A 26575-nucleotide genomic window follows, 5' to 3' on the forward strand; every position below is an offset into this window, starting at 1 on the left:
CCGAGCCCGGCGCAGACCCGGACATCTGCACCCGCGACATCACCTATCAGGGAGTGCTCACCCGCTGGACCTTCGACCCCTGCGTCCCGGCCGGGCAGCCGCTGCCCGCCGACGTGATCCAGGCATTGGAGCAGGACGTGCGGGACGCGCGCGGTTGCCCGTCGGCGACTCCGAGCGCGACGGCTTCCTCGGCACAGCCGACCCGGGCCGGAGAGCCGACAGTGGCCAGAGATGCGCAGCCCGCCGGGACATATCCGGGCGTTGCCACCGGCAGCCCGACCGCCTCGGCCAGCAGCAGTCCGAGCACCAGTCCCTCGCCGTGCGCCAGTTCGTCACCCGGCCCGAGCGGCAGCCCCAGCGGATCACCCTCCGGCAGCCCCAGTGGATCACCGTCCGGTAGCCCGAGCGGTTCCCCGTCCGGCTCCCCCAGCGGATCACCCTCCGGCAGCCCCAGCGGATCCCCGACCGGATCACCCTCCGGCTCCCCCAGCGGCTCCCCGACCGGCAGCCCCAGCGGATCACCCTCCGGCAGCCCCAGCAGCTCCCCGACCGGATCACCCTCCGGCTCCCCCAGCGGCTCCCCGACCGGCAGCCCCAGCGGATCACCCTCCGGCAGCCCCAGCAGCTCCCCGACCGGCGGCCCGAGTCACTCACCCACCACGCCGCCGCCCACTCCGACCTACCCGCCGCCTCCGCCGCCCAGCCCGACGACCGCCCCGCCGTGCCCGGGCAACGCCACCGACGCGAAGCTGACCGAGGCGCGCAAGGACCGCTACTGCCCGCCGAACCGCAACCCGGCTCAGCCGGTCGTACTGGTGGCCACCGGCGACTCGGTCACCTCCGCCCATCTGCAGCTCTTCAACGCCTACCCGATGGGCGCCTGCGCGGGTAACACCAAGGCCGACTTCCGCGGCCTGCCCGGCAACGACATGCTGTTCAGCTACGCCGGCAAGTACGCCGTCAACCGCAACCAGCGGGTCGTGGAGTACTACAACTTCGCCCGTACCGGCTACGGCACGCAGCAGATCCTCGGCGCGCCCTTCGGATACCTGGACGCCTGCAAAAACCCCTGGGCCCGGAACTGGCCACCGGTCGAGCTGGCCACCCGGGCCATCAAGCAGGCCAAGGCGGATCGGAAGGCCGCCTACTTCGTCAGCACCGGCGGGGTGAACAACACCGCGTGGACGGATCTGCTCACGGCCCTGGCCAAGTGCGGGCTGATGGACCACTACCGGTTCCTGATGCAGACGTTCTTCGCCGACCACGATCTGCCCCTGCAGGCGCAGATGGACTGGTTCGACCTAGCGGGCAACAACATCGCGAAATCGAAGATCATCGCCGGGGGCGCGTGCCACGGCAAGGTCGTCGGCGACGTCACCGGGATCCAGTACATCCACCATCGGATCGACGTCCCCGTCTGGGACGGTCCGGCCCTCTACCACCAGATCAAGACCGACGTCGAGGACATCGTCGACGACGTGCTCGACGCCGGCGCCGACAAGGTGGTGTGGATGGGCTACTACGACATCAGCCCGGCCCGGTTCGACGTCGGCCGGCTCGCCGAGCAGTACCGGGTGAACCTGGCCCAGAAATTGAACGGCTGGCTGCCGGGGCAGATCCCCTCCCAGGAACGGGACCTGATCGACGACCCGGGCTGGAAGGCGACGGTCGCCGACTGGACGAACGAACTCAACCTGGTGATCCGCGCCGGACTGCCGGCGAACCACCCGAAGGTGCGATTCGCTCCGCCCCCGGCGCTCGGGGTAGCCGACCTGCAGAAGACGGCCTTCGGCGGCTCTCCCCACCCCAACGAATCGGGCCACAACAAGCTGGCCGGGGCGTTGGACGCGACCTTCAACTGACCGGCACCCGACCCGGTTCTCCCGGGCCGGTCACCGCCGCACGACGCGGTTTGCCTCGCCCCGCCGGATTCCTCCGGCGGGGCGAGGTGGCCGCGGCGCCGCCCGGTCCAGGTCGGCCGCCGGTCCGGGACGCCGGGCTCAGGCGTCGCGCCGGAGCAGCCGGATCAGGGCGGCGCCGACGAGGGCGAGCAGCCAGCCGGCGAACACGGCCCCGCCGGCTCCCGGGGAGAGCAGGTCCGGGTCGCCGCCGAGGCTCATGAACGCCTGCCCGGCGTTCGACGGCAGGTACGGGAAGATCGCCTCCGACCAGCTCTCCGGCAGCAGCGACACCACCCCGGGCACGACCAGCAGCAGTGCGACCACGCTGGTCAGCGCACCGGCGGTGGTACGGAGCAGCGAGCCCAGCGCCGCACCGAGCACGCCGGTCCCAGCGAGGTACGCGGCGGTGCCCAGCACCGCGCGCAGCACCCCGTCGTCGCCGAGGGCGATGGCCTTCTCCCCCAGGACCGCCTGTCCGCCGAGGAAGGTGAGCAGCACCGTGGGCAGCAGCACGGCGAGCGACACGCCGCTCAGGACGGCCACCTTGGCGGTGAGCACCGGCCAGCGCCGGGGCACCGCGGCGAGAGAGGTACGGATCATGCCGGTGGCGTACTCCCCGGCGGTCAGCAGCACGCCGAGCGTGGCGATCAGCAGTTGGGCGAGGTTGACGCCGCCGAGGCTGGCGCCGAGCGGGTCGAGCGACGAGGGGCCGCCGGGTGGCGCCGGGGTGCCCGGTTCGATGGTGGCGTCGGCCAGGAACGCCGAGAAGCCGAGCCCGAGGGCGGCGAACACCACGACGGTGGCGGCGAGCATGATCAGCGAGGAGCGCAGCGAGCGGAACTTGATCCACTCCGCGCGGACCACGCGCGGGCCGGTGATCCGGGCGTCGGCCGGGACGGCGGTGGGCGCGTTGGTGGTGGTCATCGGGTCTCTCCTGCGGTGGCGCCGGCGTACTCGACGGCGTCGCGGGTCATGGTCATGAAGGCCTCCTCCAGGGACGCCCCGGGTGCGGTCAGCTCGTGCAGGGTCAGGCCCGCCGCGGCGGCCCGGTCACCGATCACCTCGCGGCGCAGCCCGCTGACCTCCAGCAGGCCCGGTTCGGCGACGGTGATGGTGACGTCCGGTCCGGCCAGCAGGTCGCGCAGCGCGGCGGCCTGGGGCGAGCGCACCCGTACCGTGGTGCGGGACGCCCGGCGGGTGAACTCGGCGAGGGACACGTCGGCGAGCAACCGGCCCCGGCCGACCACGATCAGGTGGTCGGCGGTCTGCGCCATCTCACTCATCAGGTGCGAGGAGACGAACACCGTGCGGCCCTCGGCGGCGAGGCCCCGCAGCAGGCCGCGGATCCAGCGGATGCCGTCCGGGTCCAGGCCGTTGACCGGCTCGTCGAGCATCACCACGGCGGGGTCACCGAGCAGCGCGGCGGCGATGCCGAGCCGCTGACCCATGCCCAGGGAGAACCCGCCGGCCCGCTTGCCGGCCACCTCCCGCAGCCCGACCAGGTCGACCACCTCGTCGACCCGGCGCCGGCCGATGTCGTGGGTGGCGCCCAGGGCGAGCAGGTGGTCGCGGGCGGAGCGGCCGGTGTGCACCGCCTTCGCCTCCAGCAGGGCGCCGATCTGGCGCAGCGGGTTCCGGTGGTCGGCGTACCGGCGGCCGTTGACCCGCACGTCACCCCCCGTCGGTGCGTCCAGGCCGAGGATCATGCGCATGGTGGTGGACTTGCCGGCGCCGTTGGGACCGAGGAATCCGGTCACCACGCCCGGCGCGACGGTGAAGGTCAGGGAGTCGACGGCGAGCCGGTCGCCGTAGCGCTTGCTGAGGTCGCGGGCTTCGATCATGTGCTCAACCCTGGCGCGCGTACCCCGGCAGCCGCGTCGGCCCGGCGCGGACACCTGCGCGTACCGCGGTCGCGGTATCCGGGCGGCCCGACTACCGCGCCGGCGGGTCGGCCCGGACCAGCCCGCTCTGGTACGCGAGCACCACGAGCTGGGCCCGGTCCCGGGCTCCGAGCTTGGCCATCGCCCGGTTGACGTGGGTCTTCGCGGTCAGCGGGGACACCACCAGCCGCTGCGCGATCTGGTCGTTGCTCAACCCGGCGGCGACCAGCGCCACCACCTCGCGTTCCCGTTCCGTGAGCACCCGCAGCCGTTCCGGGGTGGCCCGGGGCTCGGGGTCGGGCTGGGCCAGGAACCGGGCGATCAGCCCGCGCGTGGCCTTCGGCGACAGCAGCGCCTCCCCGGCGGCGACGGTCCGGATCGCGTCGAGCAGCTCGACCGGCTCCACGCCCTTGCCGAGGAAGCCGCTGGCGCCGGCGCGCAGCGCCTCGAAGACGTACTCGTCGACCTCGAACGTGGTCAGGATGAGCACCCGCACGCCGGCCAGGTCCTCGTCGGCGGTGATCTGCCGGGTGGCGGCCAGGCCGTCGAGGTCGGGCATCCGGATGTCCATCAGCACCACGTCGGCCCGGGTGGCCCGGGCCTGGACGACCGCCTCCCGGCCGGTGCCCGCCTCGCCCACCACGGACAGGTCCGGCGCCGAGTCGATCAGGGCGCGGAAGCCGGCGCGGATGAGCGTCTGGTCGTCGGCGAGCAGGACCCGGAGGGTCACGTCACCTCCTGCGGGATCGGGGCGGGCAGCTCCGCGCGGACCACGAAGCCGCCCTCCGGACGGGGACCGGCATGGAACGCGCCGCCGGCCGCCTCGGCTCGTTCCCGCATCCCGAGCAGGCCGAGACCGGCTCCGGAGTCACCCGGGCCGGCCGGCCCCGGACCGTCGTCGCGGACCTCCACGAAGACCGCGGTGTCGGTGTAGCGCACCTCGACCGTGACGGTGGCGTCGGGCGCGTGCCGGTGCGCGTTGGTCAGCGACTCCTGGACGATCCGGTAGGCGGCCACGTCCACCGCGCCGGGCAGCGGGCGGGGCCGCCCGGTCAGGCTCCACCGGACCGGCTGGCCGGCGGCGAAACCGTCGACGAGGGCGTCGAGCCGGCCCAGTCCGGGCGCCGGCTCGGTCGGGGCCTCGGGCTCGCCCCGGCGCAGCAGGCCGAGTAGGACGGCCAGTTCGTCCAGCACGGTCCGGGCGGCGGACCGGACGTGCCCGAGGGCCTCCTCGGCCGCGTCCGGCTGGTCACGCAGCAGGTGCCCGGCCACGCCGGCCTGCACGTTGATCAGGGCGATGTGGTGCGCCACCACGTCGTGCAGCTCCCGGGCGATGCGCAGCCGCTCCTCGGCCACCCGCCGGCGGGCCTCCTCCTCCCGGGTCCGCTCGGCCCGCCGCGCCCGTTCCTCCAGCACGGCCACGTACGCCCGCCGGCTGCGTACCGCGTCACCCGCGGCCACCGCGATGCCGAACCAGAGCAGGAGGACCACGACCGCCGGGTCCAGCCAGCCCACACCCAACGCGACGACCGCCGATCCGCCGAGGATCAGACCGCTCGCCGCGCCGGCCGCCGCGGCGGTCCGGCGGTCGGTGCGGGTGGCCACGGTGTAGGCGGCCACCGCCACGGTCAGCACGAACGGCCCACGTGCCTGCTGGGCGAGCAGCGAGGTGGCCGCCGCGCCGGTCACCAGGACGAGGACCGGTAGCGGACGACGGCGCCGGAGCACCAGCGCGGCGCAGCCGGCCAGCGCGAGCAGCACCGCACCGGCGGTCAACGGATCCCGGGGCGGCCCTCCGGGCGGGTTGACCGGGAGCAGGCTGACCGTGAAGAGCGCCGCGGCCAGCACCGCGTCGGCCACGGTCGGATGCTCCCGGGCCGCCCGACGCCACCGGGCGAGGCGTCCCATGCCGTCACCGTACGCCACGGGGCGCCGCGCTGGGCCGGCGCGGGGCACCGGGCCGGCGCGGGGCACCGAGGCGAGATCGAGCACCCCCCTTTTCGCTACGGTCCCGTAGCGTTACGGTGATGGCATGCGACCTTCTTCCCGTCCCCCGGTACAGCGGGTACGCCCGCCCAAGGCCCCGTACCGGCTGGTCAACCGGGTCATGCGCTGGCTGCTGGCGACACCCGCCCGCTCCGGACGGGTGGGCCGGCACCTGATGCTGCTGCACGTGTCCGGCCGGCGGACCGGACGGGAGCTGGTCTTCCCGGTCGCCTACCGGCACGGTGCGGACGGCCGGCTGCTGGTGCTGACCAACTCCGGGTGGCGGGTCAACCTGCGCGGCCGGCCCGACGTCGAGGTGACGTTGCAGGGCCAGCTCCGCCCGGCCCGGGCGGAGCTGGTCGAGGACCCCGACCGGGTGGCCGTCGTCTACCGGGCGTTGATCGAGGCGGTCGGTCACCGGCGGGCCGGCCGGCGGATGGGCATCCGGATCAACGTGCCGCGCACTCCCACCCACGGCGAACTCGCCGACGCCGCCCGGCGGGACGGTCTGGCGCTGGTCCACCTGGACGTACCGGAGGTGCGACCGTGACCGGGCCGGCCCTCGTCACCGGCGCCACCGGCAACGTCGGCGGTGCCGTCGCCCGCTCCCTGCGCACGGCCGGCGTCGCGCTGCGGGTGGCCGGCACGGACGTCGGCGAGCTGCAGGAGCGGTTCCCCGGCATCCCGGCGGCGCGCCTGGACTTCGGCGACGCGCGCACGTTCGACGCCGCGCTGGACGGCGTGGCCACGCTGTTCCTGCTCCGCCCGCCGCAGATCGCCCGGGTCGGCCCCACGCTGAACGCGCTGGTCGACCGCGCCGCGCGGCGCGGCGTCCGGCACGTGGTGTTCGCCTCGGTCACCGGGGCGGACCGCAACCCTGTGGTGCCCCACCACCGGGTCGAGCGGCACCTGCGCGCCAGCGGACTGCCCCACACCATCCTGCGACCCGGCTTCTTCGCACAGAACCTGGCCGACGCGTACCGGCGGGACATCCGCGAGGATCATCGGATCTACCTGCCCGCCGGCTCGGGCCGGGTGGCCTTCGTCGACACCCGGGACATCGGTGACGTGGCCGCGGCCGTGCTCGCCGACCCGGCCGCGCACCGGGGCGCCGCCTACACGCTGACCGGGCCGCGGGCACTCGACTTCGCGGAGGTGGCGGCGTTACTCACGGAGACGCTCGGCCGGCCCGTCCGCTACCAGGCCGCCACCGTCGGCGGCTATCTGCGGCACCTGCACCGGCGGCGGGTTCCGGTGACCCAGGCGGTGGTGCAGACGGTCCTGCACACCGGCCTGCGCCGGGGCCAGGCGGATCGGGTCGACCCCACCCTGCCGGTCCTGCTCGGCCGCCCGGCCCGGACGCTACGGGACTACGTGACCGAGCACGTCGACCGGTGGCGGTGGACGGACGGGCCGACCCCGCCGAAGATGGGGGGATGAGCCCGCCCACCGACCCGCGGGTCCGGCGTACCCGCGCCCTCGTGATCGACACGGTGCTGGCTCTGCTCGCCGAGCGTGGCGTCGCCGGCACCACAGTCGAGGCGGTGGCGGAGCGCTCGGGCGTGGCGAAGACGACCATCTACCGGCACTGGGACGGCCAGGCGGCACTGGTGCTCGACGCCTTCGCCGGCGTCCGGAGCCCACCTGCGGACCCGGACACCGGCACCCTGCGCGGCGACCTCCTCGCCCTGGTGACCGGGTTGGCCGCCGCGGTCTCCCGCGGGCCGGCCGCCGGGCTGTGGTTCGCGCTGGTCGACGCCGCCGAACGCGACCCGCGTCTGCGCGAGCTGCACCACCGGGAGGCCGAGACCCGGCACGGCGTGATCCTGCGGATCGTGGAACGCGCCGTCGCGCGCGGCGAGCTCCCCCGCGGGACGGATCCCGCGGAGGTGCTCGACCTTCTCGCCGGCCCGGTCTTCTACCGCCGCGCGACCCGCGGCGACGTCGACAGGCGCTTCGCGGAACGGCTGGTCGACCGCGTTCTCGGCGCCTACACGCGCTGAGCCCGCGCCTCAGGGATTGCACGCCGGGCACGACACGGGATCGGCGGCCCCGCCCACGGGGCGGCGCGAGCGGTACGGGCACCGGGCGCCTCCCGAGATCAGCAGCGCGCCCGGAATTGACTTTCCGTGTCCGAGCGGCCGCCCGGTCCGACCGCGTCGATCAGGCCGGCCAGCAACGCCACCCGGGGCACCACCGAGTCGAGGTCGAGCCACTCCCCCGGACTGTGGTCGGCACCGCCGATCGGGCCGAGCCCGTCGAGGACGGCCGCACCGGCCTCGGCCAGTAGGTTCGCGTCCGCGCAGCCGCCGGTCGCGGTGTGCGAGACCGGTACGCCGAGCCCCGCGCCCACCTTCGCCGCCAGCTCGGCCAGCCGGCGCCCGGCCGGCCCCGGCTCCCACGGCGGGGTGGGCGCGTGCACGGTCAGCTCGGCGTGCACCCCGGACACCACCGGCTCGGCGACCAGCCGGCGGATCTCGGCCAGCGCCGCCTCGTACTCGCCGGTGCGCCAGGCACGCAGGTCGACGAGCATCCGGGCCCGGTCGGCGACCACATTGGGCCGTCCTCCCGCCTCCAGCGCGCCCACGTTCACCGTCACTCCGGGCCACCGGCCGTTGAGCTGGTCCAGCGCGACGGTCAGCCGGGCGGCGGCGAGCAGCGCGTTGGCGCCCCGCTCCGGCTCGATGCCGGCGTGCGCGGCCCGGCCACGCAGCGTCACCGCGAGGTCGGCGACACCCTTACGGGCCGACACCAGGTCGCCGTTGTCGCGGGCGCACTCCAGGCAGAGCGCCACGTCGGCCTCCGCCCCGAGGGTACGCAGCAGCGGACGGCTGCCGACCGAGCCGATCTCCTCGTCCGGTGTGCAGACCAGCACCAGTTCGCCGTACCGGTGCCGGTCCAGCGCGGTGAGCACCTCGACGGCGGCCAGCCCGGCGAGCACGCCGCCCTTGTCGTCGCTGACGCCCGGACCGTACGCCCGGCCGTCCTGCACGCGGAACGGGCGGGCGGCGGCCGTGCCGGGCGGGAAGACGGTGTCCAGGTGACCGGCGAGCAGGACCCGCCGGGTGCCGGCGCCGCGGCGGCGGGCGATCAGCACGTCCCCGAGCGGCCCGCCGGCGGGGTCGGTGACCGGCACCCGCTCGACGGCCAGCCCGGCGCCGAGACACCAGCCCTGCACCATGTCGCCGACCTCGCGCAGCCCGTCGACCTGGCCGGAGCCGGAGTCGACGGCGACCAGCCGGGCGAGCCGGTCGTGGTACGCGGACAGCCGGTCACCGGCCGCGCGGAGCAGCGGGTCCATCAGAGCACCTTGTCGAGGAAGGCGCGGGTGCGCTCGTGACGGGGGCGGCCGAGCACCTCGTCCGGTGGGCCGGCCTCGACCACCACGCCGTCGTCGAGGAACGCGACCTGGTCGGCGACCTCGCGGGCGAAGCCCATCTCGTGGGTCACCACGACCATGGTCATGCCGTCGGCGGCGAGGCCCTTCATCACGTCCAGCACCTCGCCGACCAGCTCCGGGTCGAGCGCCGAGGTGGGCTCGTCGAAGAGCATCAGCTTCGGGCGCATGGCCATCGCCCGGGCGATGGCCACCCGCTGCTGCTGCCCGCCGGAGAGCTGGCTCGGGTAGTGGTGGGCGCGGTCGGCCAGCCCGACCCGGTCGAGCAGGCGCAGCGCCTGCTCGCGGGCCCGCTCGCGCGGGGTCCGCAGCACGCGCACCGGCGCCTCGGTCACGTTGCCGAGCGCGGTGAGGTGCGGAAAGAGATTGAACCGCTGGAACACCATGCCGATGTCGCGGCGGCGAACGGCCACCTCGCGGGCCTTCAGCTCGTACAGCCGGTCGCCCTGGCGGCGGTAGCCGACCAGTTCGCCGTCGACCGAGAGCTGCCCGCCGTCGATGCGTTCCAGGTGGTTGACGCAGCGCAGGAACGTGGACTTGCCGGAGCCCGACGGACCGAGCAGGCAGGCCACCTCGCCGGGGGCCACGGTCAGGTCGATGCCCTTGAGCACCTCGACCGGGCCGAACCGCTTGGTGACGCCCTCGGCACTGACCATCGCCGTCATCGCACGCCTCCCCGGGCGAAGCCGCGGCCGAACCGGCGCTCGACCAGCCACTGGCCGGCGGAGAGGAGGCTGACCAGGGCGAGATACCAGATCGCCGCCACCACGAGCAGCGGGATCACCTTGTAGTTGTTCTGGTAGACGCTCTGCACGGCGGTCATCAGGTCCCGCCCGGCGATGATCGACACCAGCGCGGTGGACTTGAGCATGGTGATGGTCTCGTTGCCCATCGGCGGGATGATCACGCGCATGGCCTGGGGCAGCACCACCCGGCGCAGGGTGAGCGTGGGGCCCATGCCGAGGGCGGCGGCGGCCTCGGTCTGGCCGTCGTCGACGGCCAGGATGCCGCCGCGGATCACCTCGGCGGCGTACGCCATCTCGTTGAGCGACAGCGCGAGCACGGCGGCGACGGTGCCGGTGACCACCACGCTGGTGGGCCGGTCGAACAGGACGGTGCCGGTGAACGGCACGCTCAGGGTGATCCGGGGGAACAACGCGCCGAGGAAGCCGAAGAAGATGATCTGCACCAGCAGCGGAGTGCCGCGGAAGACCCAGATGAACGTCCAGGACACGCCGCGCAGCACCGGGTTGTCCGACAGCCGCAGCACGGCGAGCAGGATGCCGCCGGCGGTGCCGAGGACCATGGCGAGCACTGTGAGCCAGAGCGTGGTGAGCACGCCGTCGAGCACGTAGTCCTGGAACAGGTAGTGGGCGACGGTGGCCGGTTCGAGGTTGGGGCTGGTCAGCAGCGCCCGCAGGAACAGCGCGGCCAGCCCGGCCACGACCAGCGCGGTCAGCCAGCGGCCGTAGTGGCGGACGGGGACGACCCGCGCCGCCGGGGTGTCGGTGGTGGTCATCGTGACAGTGCCTCCGGCAAGGGGGGTGCGGCGGTCGCCGGACGCCTCCGGGCCCGCCCTCACGGAATGGGAGGACGCCCGGCGACCGCGGTTCGGGGGGCGGTGGTCCGCCGGGTCAGTCGATGGCCTGGTCGATGGTGGCCTTCTCGACGGCGATCGGGGTCTGCTTCCAGCGGGCCAGGATCTTGCCGTAGGTGCCGTCGTCGATGAGCGACTGCACCGCGGCCCGGTACGCCTCGGCCAGCTCCTTCTGGGCCTTGAGGAAACCGAAGCCGTTCGGGCTGGCCAGCCAGCCGTTGGGCGAGGACGGGTCGGCGACCAGCTCGGCCTTGCCGGCGAGCTCGCCCACGGTGTCCACCAGGTTCACCCGGGTGGCGGCGACCACCTGCACGTTGCCGGCGATCAGCGCCTGCACCGCCTGCGGGTTCTCCGGGTACTCCTTGACCTGCAACGGCCGGCCGGCGCAGCTCTGGGTGGCGTACGCGGCCAGGTTCTTCGCCTGGTTGCTGGCCTTCTGCACGGCCACGGTGCGGCCGCAGAGGTCGGCCACCGTCTTGACGCCGAGCGGGTTGCCGGCGGCGACCAGGAAGCCGGTGCCGGAGGCGGAGTAGTCGACGAACGTGGCGACCTGCTGGCGCTCCTTCTTGTCGGTGATGCCGCCGGCGATGGCGTCGTACTTCGCGGCCTGGAGGCCGGGCACCAGGCCGTCGAACGGCTGCTGGGTGAAGGTGGCCTTCAGGCCGAGCCGGGCCGAGGCGGCCTGGAACAGGTCGTGGTCGAGGCCGACGAACTCGTCCGTGCGGCCCTCCACCTTGAAGTCGATGAACGGCTGGTAGGGGGCGTTGGTGGCGACCGTGACGGTGCCACGGCCGCGCACGTCGGCCGGAACCTTGCCGGCGAGGGCCTTGTCGGTCTCGACGGCGCCGACGCCGTCGATGGTGACCGAGACGGGCGTGATCTCGTCGGTGGAGCCACCGGCCGAGGAGGTGCCGCAGGCGGCGGTGGCGGCGAGCAACGCCGTGGTCGCGGCGAGCAGAGCGAGGGAACGGATGCGCATGGGGAGTCCTTCCGGGGGCCGGAACAGCCAGCCCCCGGACTGTAACCCACGTTACGATCTCGGTGGGGTTACAGTTTTCTGTAACGTACGTTTCAGCGTACGCCGAACGCCTGCTGCGCTCCCTCCATCGCCTTGAGCCGAGCGCCGGCCGTCGGGCCGAGCCGGTCGATCAGTGCCGCCACCAGCGTCTCCACCAGCGCCAACGTCGGCACGAAGCTGTCGTACGGCGACGGCGAGTCGACCCGGGCGGGCAGCACCACCTCGGCCAGGCCGGCCACCGGCGAGAGCCACCGGTCGGTGAACAGCACCACCCGGGCACCCCGGCCGGTCACCTCCCGGGCCAGGGCCAGGGTCGGCTCCTCGTACCGGCGGAAGTCGAAGAGCACCACCAGGTCCCGCCTGCCGACGTCCACCAGCATGTCGGCCCGCTCCACCGGGCCGGCGGGCAGCAGCCGGCTGTTGCCGCGCACCTGCATCAGGTGCAGCACCAGGTAGTTGGCGAACAACGCGGAGAACCGGCCGCCGGCCGCGGTGATCCGGTACTGCTGGTCGGCGAGGAGGCGCACGGCCACGTCCAGCTCACCCTGCGGAAGGTCGGCCAGCGTGCCGGCCACCGCCTCGGGCAGCGCCGCGGCGGCCCGGGACAGCGCCCCGTGGGGCGGCGCCCCGCTGCGTTCGGTCGCCCGGTACGCGGTCAGCGGCGAGGTCTCCCGCTCGGCCAGTTCGTCGCGCAGCGCCCGCTGGAACTCCGGGTAGCCGCCGAAGCCGAGCCGGGACAGGAAGCGCAGCACCGTCGGGGCGCTCACGTCGGCCCGCTCGGCCAGCGCCGCGACAGTGCCCAGGCCGGCGGACGGATAGGACGCGAGCAGGGCGCGGGCCACCCGGCGCTCGGCCGGGCTGCACTCACCGAGCCGCTGGCGGATCAGCGCCGCGACCCCCACGGCGTGGGTCTCGTCGGCAGGTACGGGGTTCGCCACGAGCAGAGCGTAGCGGCCCGCCGCCGCGCTCCCCCGCGACGGCGGATCCGCGGGCGGGCGTCGCCGCCCGCCCGCGGACCCTTCGGGGGTGCCGGGTCAGGACTTCGCGACCGTGCAGGAGTAGTCGGCCGTGCCGGAGCCGGCGTACGCCTCCAGGTCCAGGTAGTAGGTGCCGGTGCCGGACGAGGTCCGGGTCAGCGTGACCGACTCGTCCGCACCGGCGCCGTCGTTCACCGATCGGGTCAGCGTGCTCCCGCTCGCGCTGAGCAGATAGAGGTCGGCGTCGTACGCCGACGGCACGGCGCAGTTCACGGTCAGCGTCTGTCCACTGCCGATGGTCAGGGAGAAGTAGTCCCGGTCCGACGAGCTCTTCATGTCCCCGGTGACGGTGGCCGGGAAGGTCAGCCCGGAGATGCCGTTAGCGGCGGTGCGGCTGTCGTTCGGCTCCACCTCGGCGAAGGCGGACCCGCCGGACGGCGGCGGGGTGGTCGAGCAGTCGGTGACCGGCGTGCCGCTGTAGAGGTTGGCGTCCGGCACGCCGGCGCGCACGCTGCGCAGGTAGTAGCCGCAGGTGGGCCGGTTGGCGAAGTCGTAGCTCTGGCCGTTGGTCAGCTTCCAGATCTTGAAGTTGGTGTAGGTCAGCGGCTGCCGGGCGACGGCCACCTCGGGCTGGTGGTCGCCGAGCACCACGTACGCGCTGGGACCACTGAGCGTGGCCCGGCCGGCGCGGTCGACGAACAGCGAGGCTCCCTCCTCGACCCCGACACCCCACGCCTTGCCGCCGGGTGCCAGCCCGTCGGCGACCGCGCGGGCCACGAACGCCATGGTCCGTCCCATCCGGTCCCGGGTGACGAAGTGCGAGTCGTTGATCGTGCCGGCGTAGTTCGGCCAGCGGAACATGCCGGTGGTGAACGTCAACGACCGGTCGTACGGGTTCGCCAGCGCGCCCGAGGAGGTGGCGCTGGCCGTGCACGCGTCGTAGACGATGTCGCTGTTGACGTGGTGGCCGGCGCTGCCGCCGCCGACGCCGCCGCCCTTGGCCACCACCGACTCGACCGACGCCTCCAGGGCGGTGCCCTTCCAGGCCACGTACCGGCACTGGTCACCACCGGCGAAGTAGACGAACTCGGCGTTGCGGACATCGGTGTTGACCTGGCTGTTGTTGCCGTCCGCCGCGGCGGTGAGGGTGAGCGTGGTGCAGGAGTTCACGCCGGCCAGCGGCCTGATGACGTCGCACTCCGGGGTGCCGGAGCCGGAGCCGGCGATGACCACCACGTCGATCGCGCCGGACCCGCCGCGGATCGCGTCGACGGCCTTGGTCATCGTGGCGGTGACGATGCCGCCGGAGCCGTTCATGGTGTACGCCGGGCCGGACCAGGTGGCCCGGCTGGCGTCGGTGGCGCTGCCCTGGCGTACCCGGGTGACCTGGGCGTGGGCGGCGGTCACGCCGAGCGGGGCGACGGTCAGCAGTGCCGCGGCGGCCGCCGTCACGGCGAGCCGGCGAGGGTTGCGGGAAGGGGACATGGGCACCTCCGAGGGGCCACGAAGCAATGAAACAAACGTTACATCCACTAAGGTCACTGCTCAATACGTAACTTCTGTTACGGCTTCGTGACGGCGGCGCCGGACCCCCGGCCCGGCGCCGCCGCACCCACGTCAGACCGCTCGGATGCCGATCACCACGCCGGTGAACGTGGTCGCCGTCGCACCCCGGTACGCCGCGAACCCGGCCCCCCGGGTCAGCCGGGCCGCCCACTGCGGATCCTTCTCGTACGACGTGCCGCCCACCGCCACGCAGCCGGTGCGAGCGGCGAGCCCCTCCTCGACCAGGCCGACCATCGCGTAGTCGTAGAAGACGTCCTCGGACGGCGTCGCCGTGCACGGTCCCGCCGCCGGCCGCACGCGCGGCTTGCCGGCGGCGGGCACCACGGTCCAGCGTGGCGCGAGGTACGTGTCACCGGCGGTGAGCCGGCTCCACCGCACGCCCTCGACACCCCACACCCCGCCGTGGCCGGTCACCCGCGCCCGGCGCAGGTCCAGCACGCTGACGCCGCGCTGCCCGAGCACCCGCAGCGAGGTACGGCGACCACCCACGCCGGTCACCTCCAGCGCGGTGTTCTCGTCCAGCCCGAAGACCCGGGCGTGCCGGGTGTCCGAGGCGAGCCGGATCGAGCGCGCCTCCCGCCCACGACGGGAGAAGTGGGTGTCGACAAGCCCCGCGGTGAAGAACCCGAACCCGCCCCGGGGCAGATAGCCGAGCACGGCCGGGTCGTCGAAGTAGCCCGGCTTCGCACCGTCCCGCAGCCCGGGCTCGGTCGAACCACCGGTGATCATGTCGCGGCCGGCCATGATCTGCGCGCCGGCGCTGGTGCCGGCGACCACCGCGCCGCCGCGCAGCTTGCGCCGCACGGCGGCGAGCGCCGCGCTGTCCCGCTGCGCCTTGCCGCGGGTCATCGTGGTGACGTAGCGGTACTGGTCGCCGCCGCCGAAGAAGAAACCGGTCAGCGACTCGATCTGCCGGACCACCGCCGGGTCGTCGGCGGCGCCCGGGTGGTCGAGGTCGATCGGGATCCACTGGGCGTCGGCCGCCCCGTAGGACCGGAACAGGCCGGCGTAGTAGTCGCCGTTGCAGACGCTGTTGTTGCAGTCCGGGGTGCCGGCGTCCGGATCCTCGGCCGGCACCGGCGCGGCGGCGGTGACGATGCCGATCCGGGCCCGGCCGGGGCCGCCGGCCAGCCGCACGATGTCCTCGTAGATCTCCCGGTTGTCGTCGGCGAGCGCGCCGCCGACGAGCACCAGGCTGCCACCGGTGCGGTGGTGCGACGCCGAGGCCGGGACCGCGCCGACCGGCACGCTGAGCGCGACGACGGTACAGGCACCGACCCCGAAGGTCAGCAGGCGGTTCAAGGGCATGATTGCTCCTCACGGATCGTGAGGGCGAGCCGGGACCGAGCGTACGGCAGCCGGCCGGGCCGGACAACGGGCCGCGGGGCGGGTTGCGCGCGTACCGGGCTTCGCGAACCGACGCCGCCGGGGCCGGCGGATCACGTACCGTGACCGATGGACCCCGGTCGCCGTCGCCGGGCGGCCAGAGGAGGAATCCGTGCCAGGTCCGGTGACACCGCCCGAGGACGGAAGCTGCCTGAACCGCCGCGTGATCGAGGACGACCTGGACGGCGGCCACGCGGCGATCCGGGCCGACATCCCGCCGCCGGGCGGGCACTGGCAAGGCAACCACGGCGAGCAGTGAGAAGGGAGCAGCGACCGCGGCAGGCCGGAGCGGATTCGTCCGCCGGCTCCGAACCGGAGGTCGCCGAGGCGTTCAGCCGCCTGGTGGAGGAGGGAACCACCCGGCTGACCCGCCCCTGGCCGGCGCTGGTCGTCACCGGGCTGCTCGGCGGGGTCGACGTGGGCACCGGCGTGCTGGCCTATCTGCTGGTGCTGGAGGCGACCGGGCAGATCCTGCTCGCCGGGCTCGCCTTCGGCATCGGCTTCGTGGCGCTCCTGCTCGCCCGCAGCGAGCTGTTCACCGAGAACTTCCTGGTGCCGGTGACCGCCGTGGCCGCCGGACGCACAGGCGTGCGCTCGCTGCTCCGGCTGTGGGGCGTCACGCTGGTCGGCAATCTGGTCGGTGGCTGGCTGGTGGCCTGGCTCATCATCCGCGGCCTGCCCCGGCTACGACCCGTCGCCGTCGAGACCGGCACGCACTACGCCGCGCTCGGCGTCAATCTCCGTTCGTTCGTCCTGGCCGTGCTCGCCGGTCTGGTGATCACGCTGATGACCAGGATGCAGCACGCCACCGAGAGTCTCGGCGTGCGCCTCGTGCCGTCCCTGCTGTTCGGCGCGTTGCTCACCGGCGGGCAGCTCTTCCACAGCGTCCTCGACTCGATCATGATGTTCGCCGCGCTCATCGCCGGGCCGGCGCCGTTCGGCTACCTCGCCTGGCTCGGCGCTCTCTGCTGGTCGGTGCTCGGCAACCTCGTCGGCGGCGTCGGCCTCGTCACCGTCCTCCGGCTCGCCCGGGTGCCGCGCGAGCTCGCCAACGAGCGGTCCCGGCAGCGGTGAGCGGTCAACAGCGGCTCCGGGGCCGGCGTGACGGCCGGGCAGTCAGGCGGGCATTAAGCGTGCGCCAAGTGCCGTGCCGCATCGTCGAGCCCCACCACGAGCGGCCGCTGCGGGCGGCAGGGGAGACGAGATGGACACCAGAACCGCACACACCACGCCGGACACGACCGGCCTCCAGGTCAACCATCGCACCATGCGGGCCGACACCCGGCGCCTGGCCGAGTTGCTGGCCCGGGTCGCCACCGGGCAGATCGCGTACGACCGGCGCCGGGCGATCGCGCTCCGGACTTACCTGCGGTTGCTCTGCGACGGCATCCATCACCACCACCGGATGGAGGACGAGGTGCTCTGGCCCGTGCTCGAACGCTCGGCCGGGGCCGAGGTGGATCTCCGAGAGCTCACCGAGGACCACGTGGCGCTGGACCCGGTACTGGACGAGATCCGGGCCGCCGCGCACGATCTCGTCGGGGCGTTCTCCTCCGCCGACGTGCCGGCGACCCGGCAGGTCGCCGCACGGCTCGCCGACGTCCTCGCCCGGCTGCGGGACCTCCTCGACGAACACATCGAGGAGGAGGAGCGGTTGCTCTTCCCGGTGATCCGGCGCTACGTCAGCGTCGCCGACTGGAACACCGTCGAGGCGGCGGTGCGCAAGGGCGGGGCGCTGCGCTTCGAGCTTCCCCGGATGGAACGGTACGCCCGGCCCGAGGAGCTGGCGGAGCTCAAGGCCGTCGCGGGTCCGGTGCTGCGGATCATGCTGGCCGTGCTGCGACCGGGATTCCGGCGTCGGGAGGCGACGGTCTTCGCCGGGTGAACCGGCCGGTGGCCGCGACCGGCCGGCGAGATGTCAGCCGGCACCGGCGTACGCCGACTCGTCGGCCCACGGCACCGCGCCGACCGTACGGGCCAGCCTGAGCCCGGCGGCGCGGTGCGCCGCGGTGGCCGCCGGGTCGGCGAGAACGACGGCGAGCGCCGCCAGAGTCTGGTCCACCGGGCCGAGTGAGATCGACCCGCACTCCAGCCCGGCGAAGTGCCCGGCCCACGGCAGCAGCTCCGCGTAGCAGCGGCGGGCCGCCTCCTGGTCGGCCAACCCGGCCGCCACCTGACCGCGCAGCGTCATCCAGTAGAGCCACAGGTAGTCCGGGCGGATCGGTTGCCGGGGCCGCCACACCTCGCGGGCGCCCGCGACGTCACCGGCAGAGAGCAGCGCGTGGGCCAGCACGTCGTGGGTGTCCTCGGGAACCCGGCGGTGCACCCGCCGGAGCGGCTCGATCAACTCGTGCCCCCGGCCCGCCGTGGTCAACACCGTGAACTGTCCCATCAGCCCCATCACCGCGGCGTTGGGTCCACCGAGCCGGCCCATCCGTTCACTGACCTCGGTGTAGCGGTGCAGCGCCGCGTCGAGGTCACCGGCGAAGAGGGCGGTGAGGCCCTCGAACCAGCCCATCACCGCGAGGATCAGACCCAACTGTCCCGACGCGGCCTGGGTGACGGCCTGGTCGACGTGGTGCCGCGCCTGCGTCAGGTCAGCGCGCAGCAGAGCCGCCTGATAGAGGATGTGGTGGGCCTCGCACTGGTACGCGGTGAGCCCGGCCGCCTCGCCGACCGCGAGCAGTTCATCGCCGATCCCGGCCAGCTCTGCGCGGAACGGCGGGGCGATCGCCACGAAGTAGCGGGCGTTCAGGGCCCGGCACAACAACTCGGGCTCCCCTGTGGACCGGGCCAGCACGACCGCCTCCCGGGTGACCGTGTCCGCTCGCCCGAGGTCGCTGCCCTCGATCTCGAACGCGAGCGTGGCGAGCAGCCGGCCGCGCAGCCCGGCCCGATCCGGGCCGACCCGCCGCAACGCCTCCTCCAGCCGTCGCACCAACGGCTCGTCGACGATCCGGTCCGGCCGGATCGTCCAGGTGACCGGCGCGTCGAAGCAGGTCAGCGCGGTGTGCAGCGCGTCCGGCTCGTCGCCGTCCGCGGCCAGCCGGATCGCCCGGTCGCGGGCGTCGCGGGCGGCCAGCACATCGCCCGCGAGCGCGCTCTGCCTGGCCAGCCCGCAGAGCAGGCCCAGCCGTACGTCCGCGGCGACGTCGTCGGGCGCGAGGTCGGCGGCGCGTAACGCCCCGGCCCACAGGGTCGCCGCCTCCCGGGGCGCGCCCAACGCGGCGGCGTGTCGCGCGGCGCCGGCGGCGTGGCGTACCGCCTCCGGTGCGCTCGCCGGAGTCAGCGCGGCGAGCGCGTGACGGCCCAGCGCCGCGACGTCGTCCGGTCGTTGCTCGCGCAGCACGGCCAGGACCCGGCTGTGCATACGAGTGCGGCGCAGCAGCGGCACGGCGCCGTAGAGGGTGTCACGCATCAGCGCGTGGGCGAACCGGACCCGGCCCGGTGCGGGTTCGACCAGCAGACCCGCTGTGATGCCGGCCTCCAGGCCGTCGAGCACCGTGTCCTCCGTGCCGCCGTCCACCGCCACCAGCACGTCGACCTCCGACTCCGGTCCGAGGACGGCGGCCTGCCGCAGCACGGTCTGGGCCGCCGCCGGCAGCCGGGCGAGCCGTCGGTGCAGGACGTGACTCAGTCCGGCCGGCACGCCGTCCAGCGCGGACTCCCGGCCCTCGGCGGCGATCAGCTTCGCCAGCTCCACGACGAAGAGCGGATTCCCGCCCGAGCGTTCGCGGACGGCGTGCAGCACCTCCGCGTCGGCGCCCGGCACGCCGTGCCGGGCCAACAGGTCGACGACGGCACGGTCGGGCAGGCCGCCGAGGCTCAGTTCGACCGCCGGAACGCCGGCCAGCGCCGCGCGGGCCGCGCGCAGCTCGTCGGTGACCTCGGTGGGGCGGTACGTGACGACGACCAGCACGGCGCAGGAGCCGATCGTCGTGGCGATGTGGCGCAGGATGCGCAGGGTCTCTCCGTCGGCCCGGTGGACGTCTTCCACCACCACGAGCAGGGGTCGGCCGGTCGCCGTGCGCCGGAGGTAGTCCGCGAGGCTGCGCCGCAGGTGGAACTCGGCGTGACGGCCACCCCGCCCGTCGCCGGCGGCACCGGGCTCGCCCACGCCGTCGGAGCCGTTCCGGGGGTCGGTGCCCGAACCGGCTGGTCCGTCCCGCCCCAGCAGCAGCCGCAGGCCGCGCTGCTCGGCCGCGCGGAGGGGAACCTGGGCGTCGAGCCGCTCGACGATCTCGTGCCAGGCCCAACCGGGCGGCGCACCCGCCACGTCCGGGCAGGTGCCGGCGGCGGCTGCCCAGCCGGCGGCGGTGAGTTCGTCGACGAGGTGGCGGACCAGCGCCGACTTGCCGACGCCCGGGTCACCGTGCAACCAGCACAGCGTCGCGCCGTCGGTCCGGGCGCGGTCGGCCGCCGCACGCAGCCGGGCCAGTTCGCCGTCCCGGCCCAGCGGCTCGTCGGCGCGGCCAGGGCCGGGCGAGCGGCCCGGACCGGTGGCCGCGGCGGGCAGGCGTACCGTCCGGGCCGGCGCCACGACGGGCGCGGCAGGCGCCGGCGCGACGCGCAGCCGGGGGTGGTGCTGCAGCAGGTCCAGCTCCAGTGCCCGCAGCGCCGGAGTGGGGTCGACGCCGAGCTGCTCGGCGAGGGCCGTACGAGTCGCGCGCAGCACGGCCAGCGCGTCCGCCTGCCGGTCCACCTGGTAGAGCGCCGTGGCGAGCAGACAGGCCGCCGCCTCGCGAAGCGGATGCTCACGGACGTGCGCGTCCAGGTCGAGGATCACCCGGTCCGGCCGGTTCAGCGCGAGCAACAACTCGGCCCGTCGCTCGAACGCGGTCGACCGCATCCCGACGAGCCGGTCGTTCTCCCGGTCGGCCCACGGTTCGCCGGCGAACTCGGCGTAGGCGGCGGGGCCGGACCAGCAGGCCAGGGCCGCATCAACGGTGGCGAGCACGTCGGCCATTTCCGCGTCGCCCGTGATCGCCGCACGGCGCAACGTCGCCTCGAAGCACCACGCGTCCACCGCGTCGGTCGGCAGTCGCAGCGCGTAGCCGGGGGCGGCGGTCACCAGCAGCCGGGCGGGCACGCGCGGTGGCCGGCCCGGCTCGAGCAGCCGGCGCAGGTGGGAGACGTAGACCTGCAGCGCCGCCTGCGCACGGGGCGGCGGATCGGCGGACCACAGGTCGTCCACCAACCGGTCGACCGAGACGACCTGCCCACCGGCAGCGACCAGCCGGGCCAGCACCGCGCGTTGCCGCGGGGGGCCGAGATCGATCGCCGTGCCGGCTCGATCGGCCCGTATCGATCCCAGCACACCGATCGTCGTCACGCGAGAAACCGTAGTGGTCCGGGACCGGCCGCACGATCCCCCATCTGACACGTGACGCCGGCCGGCGCCGATCATGAGCGGACGGACCGGCCCCACACCACTGCGGCAACCGCAGGCCAAGGCGGCGTTAAGTGCCGGCCAACCGCCGAGGTGCTCCATGGGCGTCACAGCGCACCCCTCCGGGTGCGGCCGGAAAGAGGACATCCATGAGAAGACAGCAACGTCACCACCGCGGGAGCCGGCGGTGGCTCGCCGCGGTGACCGGCGTGAGCCTGGCTGTGTCGCTGACCGGGCCGGCCATCGCGGCCGACCCGGTGCAGTACGACGAGCAGGAGATGAACCACGCCCTGTTCGCCGCGGTCGTGCAGGTGCGCGACGGGGGCACGCAGGGCCTGGTGGACGCGGTGATCGCCGCCGAGCTGAGCGACTGGCGCGCGGTGCATCCGAATGCCGACGCCGCCACCGTCCTGAATCACCTGAACACCGTCACCGGGCTGGTCGCCGGCGCGGTACCGCCCGGCGACGAGTCGCCCGCGCGACTGCACCTGCTGGGCGCGGCGATGGAGCGGCTGGCCGGCAGCGACGCCGCGCACCTCAGCGGGCCCACCGTGCGAGGTCTGCTGCGCAGCACCACCGGTGAGGAGCTGAAGGGGATCGTCTCGCCGATCGAGCAGATCCGCAGCGGCACCCAGGACTACATGTGGGAGATCGTCTCCAGGGGCGCCCTCGGCACGGTGTGGGGCGCGCTGCACCAGCAGGCCGCCACCGACCCGGTCCTCACGCAGGTGTGGAACGGCGCCGTCGGATCCCGCATCGGCCTCGGCGTGGACACCCCGTCCGCCGAGTTGGCGCAGTCGCCGGATCTCGCCGGGCACCTCGACCTGACGGCGATCACGGCGCGCCTCGACGACAAGGCCGCGTACCGGGCGGAGGTGCAGAGCCAGCTGGACGTGGCGATCACGGCGTTGCAGCAGCGGACCGTGCAGGCGGTGACCGACGCCGTCGCACAGTCCGACCGGTTCCCGATCGACGGCCCGAACAAGCCGACCAGCGCGGACGAGGCGGCGGCCAAGGCCAAGGCGGAGTCGGACCGCAAGGTCAACGAGCAGCTCGGCCAGGCCGTCAGCGTGCTCGGAAAGCTCGCCGGCATGGTCGACAAGCAGTTCGGCAAGCAGATCGAGACCATCGCCAAGGCGGTGGTCGGCGCGATCACCGCGATCACCACGTACACCGCCGCCATGTCCGCCGCCGGCCTCACCTTCGCGGCGGCGGCGATGTCGACATTCACCCTGGTCGGAGCACTCGTCGGTGTGGCGATGACGTTGCTTCCGCTTTTCACCTCCGGCGGCGGCGCGGACGACGGCACCGGCGGCCAGATCGCGGTCCTGCGGGATCAGATCAACCGGCTGGCGGTCGGCATGGATCGCCGGTTCGACCGGATCGAGAAGATGCTCGGGGTCATGTACGAAGGGCTCACCGCCCAGCTCGACGCGCTCGCCCGGGATCTGGCGGAGGTCCGTGTCCAGCTCGCGGTCATCGCCGGTCAGCTGATCGTGCTCGACCAGCGGGTGGACGCGCTCGCCCTGGCCAGCCAGGCGGCCTTCGAGCAGATCGCCGGTGCGCCGCTGCGCAACAGCGTGGACCTGTACGTGCACCGCGAGGCCCGGGGTGTGCCGGCCATCGACTCGTACGCCACCTACTTCGACAAGGCGGACTCGCCCACGCGCACCTTTGCCGTCGACGCGGCCCGGCAGGCGCCCTTCGTGGTCCCCACCGGCACCTCCCTCGCCGACCCGGTCTCCACAGTGGGTCTCGCCCTGCCGTCCGGATCGATCGACTACCTGGCGCAGTGGGCCGGCGCTAGGGGAATCGCGCTCACGCCCGCCCCCGGTGACGGCCCGGCCTCCGGAGTGGCCAACCCCTCCGCGTGGCTGCTCGGCGCCCGCGCCAACCTGATCCTGCAGCTCCAGAATCCGCAGTACGCGGCCCAGCTGTCGACGGCGGAGACGCAGACCACTGTCGCCGCGGGCGAGGCGGTGAACCGCCGGGTCCGGCAGTTCAGCGCCCCGGCCGCGAACGGCGGCACGAACGCGCTGTTCGAGCGGCTGCTCGCCGACTACCGCACCGCGATGACCGGCTGGTCCGCCGCCCTGGAGGAGGTGGGGCAAGGCGTACGGTGGGTCGAAGGGGACCGCTCGTACGACATGTGGGGTAGCCCCGACCAGGAGATCCCGGCTGCCGACCGGATCCCGGACGAGGCGAAGATTCCCTACTGCGGCAGCACCCTGCCGCTGTGGGCCACCCCGGCACCGGTCAACCGGTCCGCGCTGCCGAACGTCCACCACCTCGGCAACTACGGCATGGCCCCGGCCCACCGGCCGCAACTGCGCTCGTGCGTGGAGGCCGATTTCATAAACGTCGAGGTGATCGACGGGCCCCGTACCCAGCGGACCAACGGCGAACTGCAGGTCATCGTCCGCCAGCAGGCACAGTGGAACGGTGGCCAGTGGCAGGACGTGCGAACCGTCACCTGGAAGACCCGGCTGCTCGACATCTGCCTGTGGGATCAGCGCGCCAACCCGCCGACCGGCTACTGCCGGGATCCGCACTACTACATGGCGAACAAGTGGGCGACCACGTACCGGGCCGCGGTGGAGGCGAACGGCACGGTGGTGGACAATCCTGCGGCGCTGGCCGAGGCGCGTACCAAGGTCCAGGCGATGCTGGCGGGCAAGCAGCGCTACTTCTACCGGGCCGCGGCGCTCGGCACCGGGGTGGACCGTCCCCCGGCGGGAAGCTGGGGGGTTTCCCAGAAGCTCTGGGACGCCGGCAAGAAGGTCTCCGACGCGGTACGGATGTTGCAGATCTTCAGCGAGCTGGGCTGGTCGTCGGCGCTCGAACGCGACGACGTCCTGCACGGGCGGCTCTTCGGCGATCGGGCGCTGCCCGCCGACTTCCGGTTGCCGCGCAGCCAGAGCAGCTACAACACCGGCTCGTTGCACCTGCGCAACGCCTACCAGAAGGCATTGACGAACTACGCCGGATGCGTCCAGCAGGTGGACTGGGATCCGTGCCAGGGTGACGTCTCGGGGTTGAGCCCGCTGGCCGGTCAGGAGCAGTTCGGCACCGGCTGCCCGCCCGCGACGGGAGCGAACACACCGCGCGATCCGCTCGCCTCCTGCATCGTCCAGGCAGCCGCGACGCGCAGCGACGAGCTGACGCAGCGGTACGCGTACTGGTCCGGCCGGATCGCGGCCGGAAGCCACCGGGAGGGGCTGGCGCCTGTGCGCAGCGTGGTGGGGCTGCTGCGAGCCACCAGCGCGGCACTGCACCCCGCGGCCTGAACCGAGCCGCACGGTGACCGGGGCGGGACGGGCCACCGTCCCGCCCCGGTCACCCGGACGACCGTGTCCACCAGGTGGAGGTCATGGCGCGGCGGGGCAGTCCGCTCGGGTCAACTCGGCGAACCAGCGACCGCCCGACCGGAACACCTCGCCGACCCTCAGTCCCGCCGCCGCAGCGACACCTGACATCGCCTCCGGGTCCAGCCACGCCCAGCGGAAGGGGGGACCCCGGTGTCGTCCGTTCTCCACGTGGACCTGCCCCTGCCAGGCACCGGCCCCGGGCGGTTCCAGCTCGGCCAGCACCGTGCCGGACGCACACAGCAGCGAGCCGCACCGCCGCAGCAGCGCGACCGGGTCGCCGCCGATGCCGATGTTCCCGTCGAGCAGCACCGTGTGGGCCCACCGTCCCTCGGCCGGCAGCGGACCGAACAGGTCGGCGTGCACGGCGACCGCGCCGCGCGCCCGGGTCAACGCCACCGCCCGCGGCGACACGTCCACCCCCACAGCGCTCAGCCCGGCCCTGGTCAATGCCACCGCCATCCGGCCCGGACCGCACCCCAGGTCGAGGGTGGGACCGGCGCATCGGGCCACCACCGTCGCCTCCGCGGAGGATGCCGGCCGGTGCCACCGCTCCACCGGCAGGCGGCGGCTGGGCCCGTCCGCAGGCACCAGCCAGTGCACGTCTCCGGCGGGGTCGCGCAGCGCGGAGGCGAATCCGTCCCCGTTCACGCGCGTACCACCATGTCGCGACGCACGGCCTCGACCTGGCGGGCGAACCGGCCGTCCGGGATCGCCGCCGCCACGGCGTGCGCGTCGGACCAGTTGTCGACGTCCCGCAGCACGGGCAGCGGCACGGGGCGCAACCCGCGTCCGGTCAGCGCGGACCATGTCGATCGGCCCGTGACGGGCGTCGACATCGGCACCGCGCGTAGCATCACCGCCTGCCGGGGGTCGCGCAGCCCGAGCGCCCACCAGCCGCCGTCGTGGGCGAAGCCGAGCGCTGCGTCGGCATCCTCGAGCCGGCGCACGGCGGCGGCCAGCGACGCCGGGGTCAGTTGCGGGGTGTCCATCCCGATCTGCAGCACCCAGCGGCCGGGGAACGTCTCGGCGACGTCGAGGTGGGCGTGCGCGAGCCGGTCGGCGAGGTCCGTGCCGCGCTGCGGCAGGACCGACCAACCGGCGAGGGCGGCGGTCAGCTCCACGCCGTCCACGGCTTCCGCGAGCTGTCCGGCCAACGCCAGAACCGGCGTCACCCCCGGTGTCCCCCGGACGGCCTCCACTGTGTCGAGCAGCGCGGCGGCGGCCAGCCGGGCGGCCTGGACGGGGGTCGCCGGCGGGCACAGCCGGGTCTTCACCAGGCCGGGCACGGGCGCCTTGGCCATCACCAGTACGACGGTCACCGGGACTTCCGGACGGTACGCAGAACGGCGGCGAAGTCCCGGGTGGCCCGCAGGGTGCCCCGTACCGAGCCGGAGACCTTGGAACGGGTGCCGGCAGCGCGCGGGGCGTAGGTGACGTCCACCTCGTGGATGCGCCAGCCCGCCGCGGCGGCTCGGATCAACAGCTCCAGCGGATAGCCGAAGGCCCGGTCGGTGACCCCGAGGGCGAGTAGCGCCTCCCGGCGGGCCACCCGAATCGGGCTGAGGTCGCGCAGCGGCATGCCCCGGTGCCGCAGCAGCGCGGCGACCAGCGCCGTGCCCGCCCGGGCGTGCCAGGGCCACACCCCGGCACCGACCGGTCGGCGACGGCCGACGGCCAGGTCAGCGACCCCGTCGGCGACGAGGGCGACCAAATTGGGTAACTCCCGGGGAGCGAAGGAGCCGTCGGCGTCCAGCACGCAGACCAGTTCCGTGTCGGCGGCCTCGATCCCGGTGTGCACGGCCGCTCCGTACCCCCGCCGTGGTTCGTGCACCACCCGCGCCCCGTGCCGGGCGGCCACCTCGGGTGAGCCGTCGCGCGACCCGTTGTCAACGACGATCGCCCGGTACCCGGGCGGCAACGCGGTCAGCACGGCGGGCAGGGCAGCGGCCTCGTCCAGGCACGGCAGCACCACGTCGATCTGTGTCGGCATACCGCCGACGCTAGGGCCGGCCCAGGCGGTCCGTGCTCGATTCAACCTTACGGAACACTTACCGTGCCGACACTTCTTACCGTCCGGTGACGTACCGGCGAAGCGGCTGACAGCGGACGG

At 74.0% G+C, this 26575-nt stretch carries 24 protein-coding genes; 8 read left to right on the plus strand and 16 right to left on the minus strand.

All coding sequences use genetic code 11. From position 1 onward, the window contains the following. Positions 1-46 precede the first annotated feature (46 nt). Positions 47-307, minus strand: coding sequence for a hypothetical protein (locus KSK32_RS31190; protein ID WP_216935319.1), 261 nt, complete (start codon positions 305-307; stop codon positions 47-49). Between the two features lie 508 nt (positions 308-815). Between KSK32_RS31190 and KSK32_RS31195 the strand changes: the two genes are divergently transcribed. Further along, positions 816-1862: a hypothetical protein gene (locus KSK32_RS31195; protein WP_216935320.1), complete on the plus strand. Its 1047-nt coding sequence runs from the start codon at positions 816-818 to the stop codon at positions 1860-1862. 138 nt (positions 1863-2000) lie between these two features. Here KSK32_RS31195 and KSK32_RS31200 read toward each other — a convergent pair whose 3' ends face one another. From KSK32_RS31200 to KSK32_RS31215, 4 genes are all read right to left on the minus strand, one after another. Then, a complete protein-coding gene (locus KSK32_RS31200) occupies positions 2001-2825 on the minus strand; it encodes an ABC transporter permease subunit (protein ID WP_216935321.1) in 825 nt (274 codons plus the stop codon). Further along, entirely contained in the window at positions 2822-3742 is a 921-nt protein-coding gene (locus tag KSK32_RS31205) for an ATP-binding cassette domain-containing protein (protein ID WP_216935323.1), read from the minus strand. Before KSK32_RS31205 ends, KSK32_RS31200 begins: the two co-directional genes overlap by 4 nt. 91 nt (positions 3743-3833) lie before the next feature. Continuing rightward, complete coding sequence (locus KSK32_RS31210) at positions 3834-4511, minus strand: response regulator transcription factor (protein WP_216935325.1); 678 nt, start codon at positions 4509-4511, stop codon at positions 3834-3836. Continuing rightward, complete coding sequence (locus tag KSK32_RS31215) at positions 4508-5689, minus strand: sensor histidine kinase (protein ID WP_216935327.1); 1182 nt, start codon at positions 5687-5689, stop codon at positions 4508-4510. Before KSK32_RS31215 ends, KSK32_RS31210 begins: the two co-directional genes overlap by 4 nt. A 124-nt stretch (positions 5690-5813) precedes the next feature. Here KSK32_RS31215 and KSK32_RS31220 point away from each other — a divergent pair, with 124 nt between their 5' ends. The 3 genes from KSK32_RS31220 to KSK32_RS31230 are packed head-to-tail and all read left to right on the plus strand — an operon-like array spanning position 5814 to position 7770. Then, the gene (locus KSK32_RS31220; RefSeq protein ID WP_216935329.1) at positions 5814-6317 is read left to right on the plus strand and encodes a nitroreductase/quinone reductase family protein; all 504 of its coding nucleotides are present in this window, start codon (positions 5814-5816) and stop codon (positions 6315-6317) included. After that, entirely contained in the window at positions 6314-7207 is an 894-nt protein-coding gene (locus KSK32_RS31225; protein WP_216935331.1) for an NmrA family NAD(P)-binding protein, read from the plus strand. Before KSK32_RS31220 ends, KSK32_RS31225 begins: the two co-directional genes overlap by 4 nt. Next, complete coding sequence (locus KSK32_RS31230) at positions 7204-7770, plus strand: TetR/AcrR family transcriptional regulator (RefSeq protein ID WP_216935333.1); 567 nt, start codon at positions 7204-7206, stop codon at positions 7768-7770. Before KSK32_RS31225 ends, KSK32_RS31230 begins: the two co-directional genes overlap by 4 nt. Positions 7771-7868: 98 nt before the next feature. Here the strand turns inward: KSK32_RS31230 and KSK32_RS31235 are convergent, their stop codons facing one another. The 7 genes from KSK32_RS31235 to KSK32_RS31265 form a co-directional block, all read right to left on the minus strand. Next, positions 7869-9068: a M20/M25/M40 family metallo-hydrolase gene (locus tag KSK32_RS31235; protein ID WP_216935335.1), complete on the minus strand. Its 1200-nt coding sequence runs from the start codon at positions 9066-9068 to the stop codon at positions 7869-7871. Beyond that, on the minus strand, positions 9068-9829 hold the full coding sequence (locus KSK32_RS31240; RefSeq protein WP_289256447.1) for an amino acid ABC transporter ATP-binding protein: 762 nt from the start codon (positions 9827-9829) through the stop codon (positions 9068-9070). Before KSK32_RS31240 ends, KSK32_RS31235 begins: the two co-directional genes overlap by 1 nt. Beyond that, positions 9826-10683 (minus strand): amino acid ABC transporter permease, encoded by an 858-nt coding sequence (locus KSK32_RS31245; protein ID WP_216935337.1) that lies wholly within the window; start codon positions 10681-10683, stop codon positions 9826-9828. Before KSK32_RS31245 ends, KSK32_RS31240 begins: the two co-directional genes overlap by 4 nt. A gap of 115 nt (positions 10684-10798) precedes the next feature. After that, complete coding sequence (locus KSK32_RS31250; RefSeq protein WP_216935345.1) at positions 10799-11740, minus strand: transporter substrate-binding domain-containing protein; 942 nt, start codon at positions 11738-11740, stop codon at positions 10799-10801. Positions 11741-11832: 92 nt separating this feature from the next. Continuing rightward, positions 11833-12717: a MurR/RpiR family transcriptional regulator gene (locus tag KSK32_RS31255; RefSeq protein ID WP_289256448.1), complete on the minus strand. Its 885-nt coding sequence runs from the start codon at positions 12715-12717 to the stop codon at positions 11833-11835. 96 nt (positions 12718-12813) lie between these two features. Next, the gene (locus KSK32_RS31260) at positions 12814-14241 is read right to left on the minus strand and encodes a pre-peptidase C-terminal domain-containing protein (protein ID WP_216935347.1); all 1428 of its coding nucleotides are present in this window, start codon (positions 14239-14241) and stop codon (positions 12814-12816) included. A 132-nt stretch (positions 14242-14373) separates the two neighbouring features. After that, positions 14374-15630, minus strand: coding sequence for a cyanophycinase (locus tag KSK32_RS31265; protein WP_216935349.1), 1257 nt, complete (start codon positions 15628-15630; stop codon positions 14374-14376). A 190-nt stretch (positions 15631-15820) separates the two neighbouring features. Here KSK32_RS31265 and KSK32_RS31270 point away from each other — a divergent pair, with 190 nt between their 5' ends. The 3 genes from KSK32_RS31270 to KSK32_RS31280 all read left to right on the plus strand — a co-directional run bounded on the left by KSK32_RS31270 (position 15821) and on the right by KSK32_RS31280 (position 17593). Further along, positions 15821-15967, plus strand: a complete 147-nt coding sequence (locus tag KSK32_RS31270; protein WP_216935351.1) for a hypothetical protein — start codon at positions 15821-15823, stop codon at positions 15965-15967. Continuing rightward, positions 15964-16782: a formate/nitrite transporter family protein gene (locus KSK32_RS31275; protein ID WP_216935353.1), complete on the plus strand. Its 819-nt coding sequence runs from the start codon at positions 15964-15966 to the stop codon at positions 16780-16782. The genes KSK32_RS31270 and KSK32_RS31275 overlap by 4 nt, the downstream gene beginning before the upstream one ends. A gap of 130 nt (positions 16783-16912) precedes the next feature. Further along, positions 16913-17593 carry a hemerythrin domain-containing protein gene (locus KSK32_RS31280; protein WP_216935355.1) on the plus strand — a complete coding sequence of 227 codons (681 nt, stop codon included), beginning with the start codon at positions 16913-16915 and terminating at the stop codon, positions 17591-17593. Between the two features lie 33 nt (positions 17594-17626). Here KSK32_RS31280 and KSK32_RS31285 read toward each other — a convergent pair whose 3' ends face one another. Continuing rightward, positions 17627-21040: a BTAD domain-containing putative transcriptional regulator gene (locus tag KSK32_RS31285; protein ID WP_216935357.1), complete on the minus strand. Its 3414-nt coding sequence runs from the start codon at positions 21038-21040 to the stop codon at positions 17627-17629. A gap of 266 nt (positions 21041-21306) precedes the next feature. Between KSK32_RS31285 and KSK32_RS31290 the strand changes: the two genes are divergently transcribed. Continuing rightward, positions 21307-24384 carry a hypothetical protein gene (locus KSK32_RS31290; RefSeq protein WP_216935359.1) on the plus strand — a complete coding sequence of 1026 codons (3078 nt, stop codon included), beginning with the start codon at positions 21307-21309 and terminating at the stop codon, positions 24382-24384. 81 nt (positions 24385-24465) lie between these two features. On the opposite strand, the gene KSK32_RS31295 is transcribed toward KSK32_RS31290, so the two are convergent. The 3 genes from KSK32_RS31295 to KSK32_RS31305 are packed head-to-tail and all read right to left on the minus strand — an operon-like array spanning position 24466 to position 26455. Then, on the minus strand, positions 24466-25113 hold the full coding sequence (locus tag KSK32_RS31295) for a bifunctional 2-polyprenyl-6-hydroxyphenol methylase/3-demethylubiquinol 3-O-methyltransferase UbiG (RefSeq protein WP_216935360.1): 648 nt from the start codon (positions 25111-25113) through the stop codon (positions 24466-24468). Further along, on the minus strand, positions 25110-25784 hold the full coding sequence (locus KSK32_RS31300; protein WP_216935362.1) for a DUF2064 domain-containing protein: 675 nt from the start codon (positions 25782-25784) through the stop codon (positions 25110-25112). The genes KSK32_RS31295 and KSK32_RS31300 overlap by 4 nt, the downstream gene beginning before the upstream one ends. Next, the gene (locus KSK32_RS31305) at positions 25781-26455 is read right to left on the minus strand and encodes a glycosyltransferase family 2 protein (RefSeq protein WP_216935369.1); all 675 of its coding nucleotides are present in this window, start codon (positions 26453-26455) and stop codon (positions 25781-25783) included. The genes KSK32_RS31300 and KSK32_RS31305 overlap by 4 nt, the downstream gene beginning before the upstream one ends. Positions 26456-26575: the final 120 nt, after the last annotated feature.

The organism is Micromonospora sp. WMMB482, assembly GCF_019038635.1.
Taxonomy (GTDB): domain Bacteria; phylum Actinomycetota; class Actinomycetes; order Mycobacteriales; family Micromonosporaceae; genus Micromonospora; species Micromonospora marina.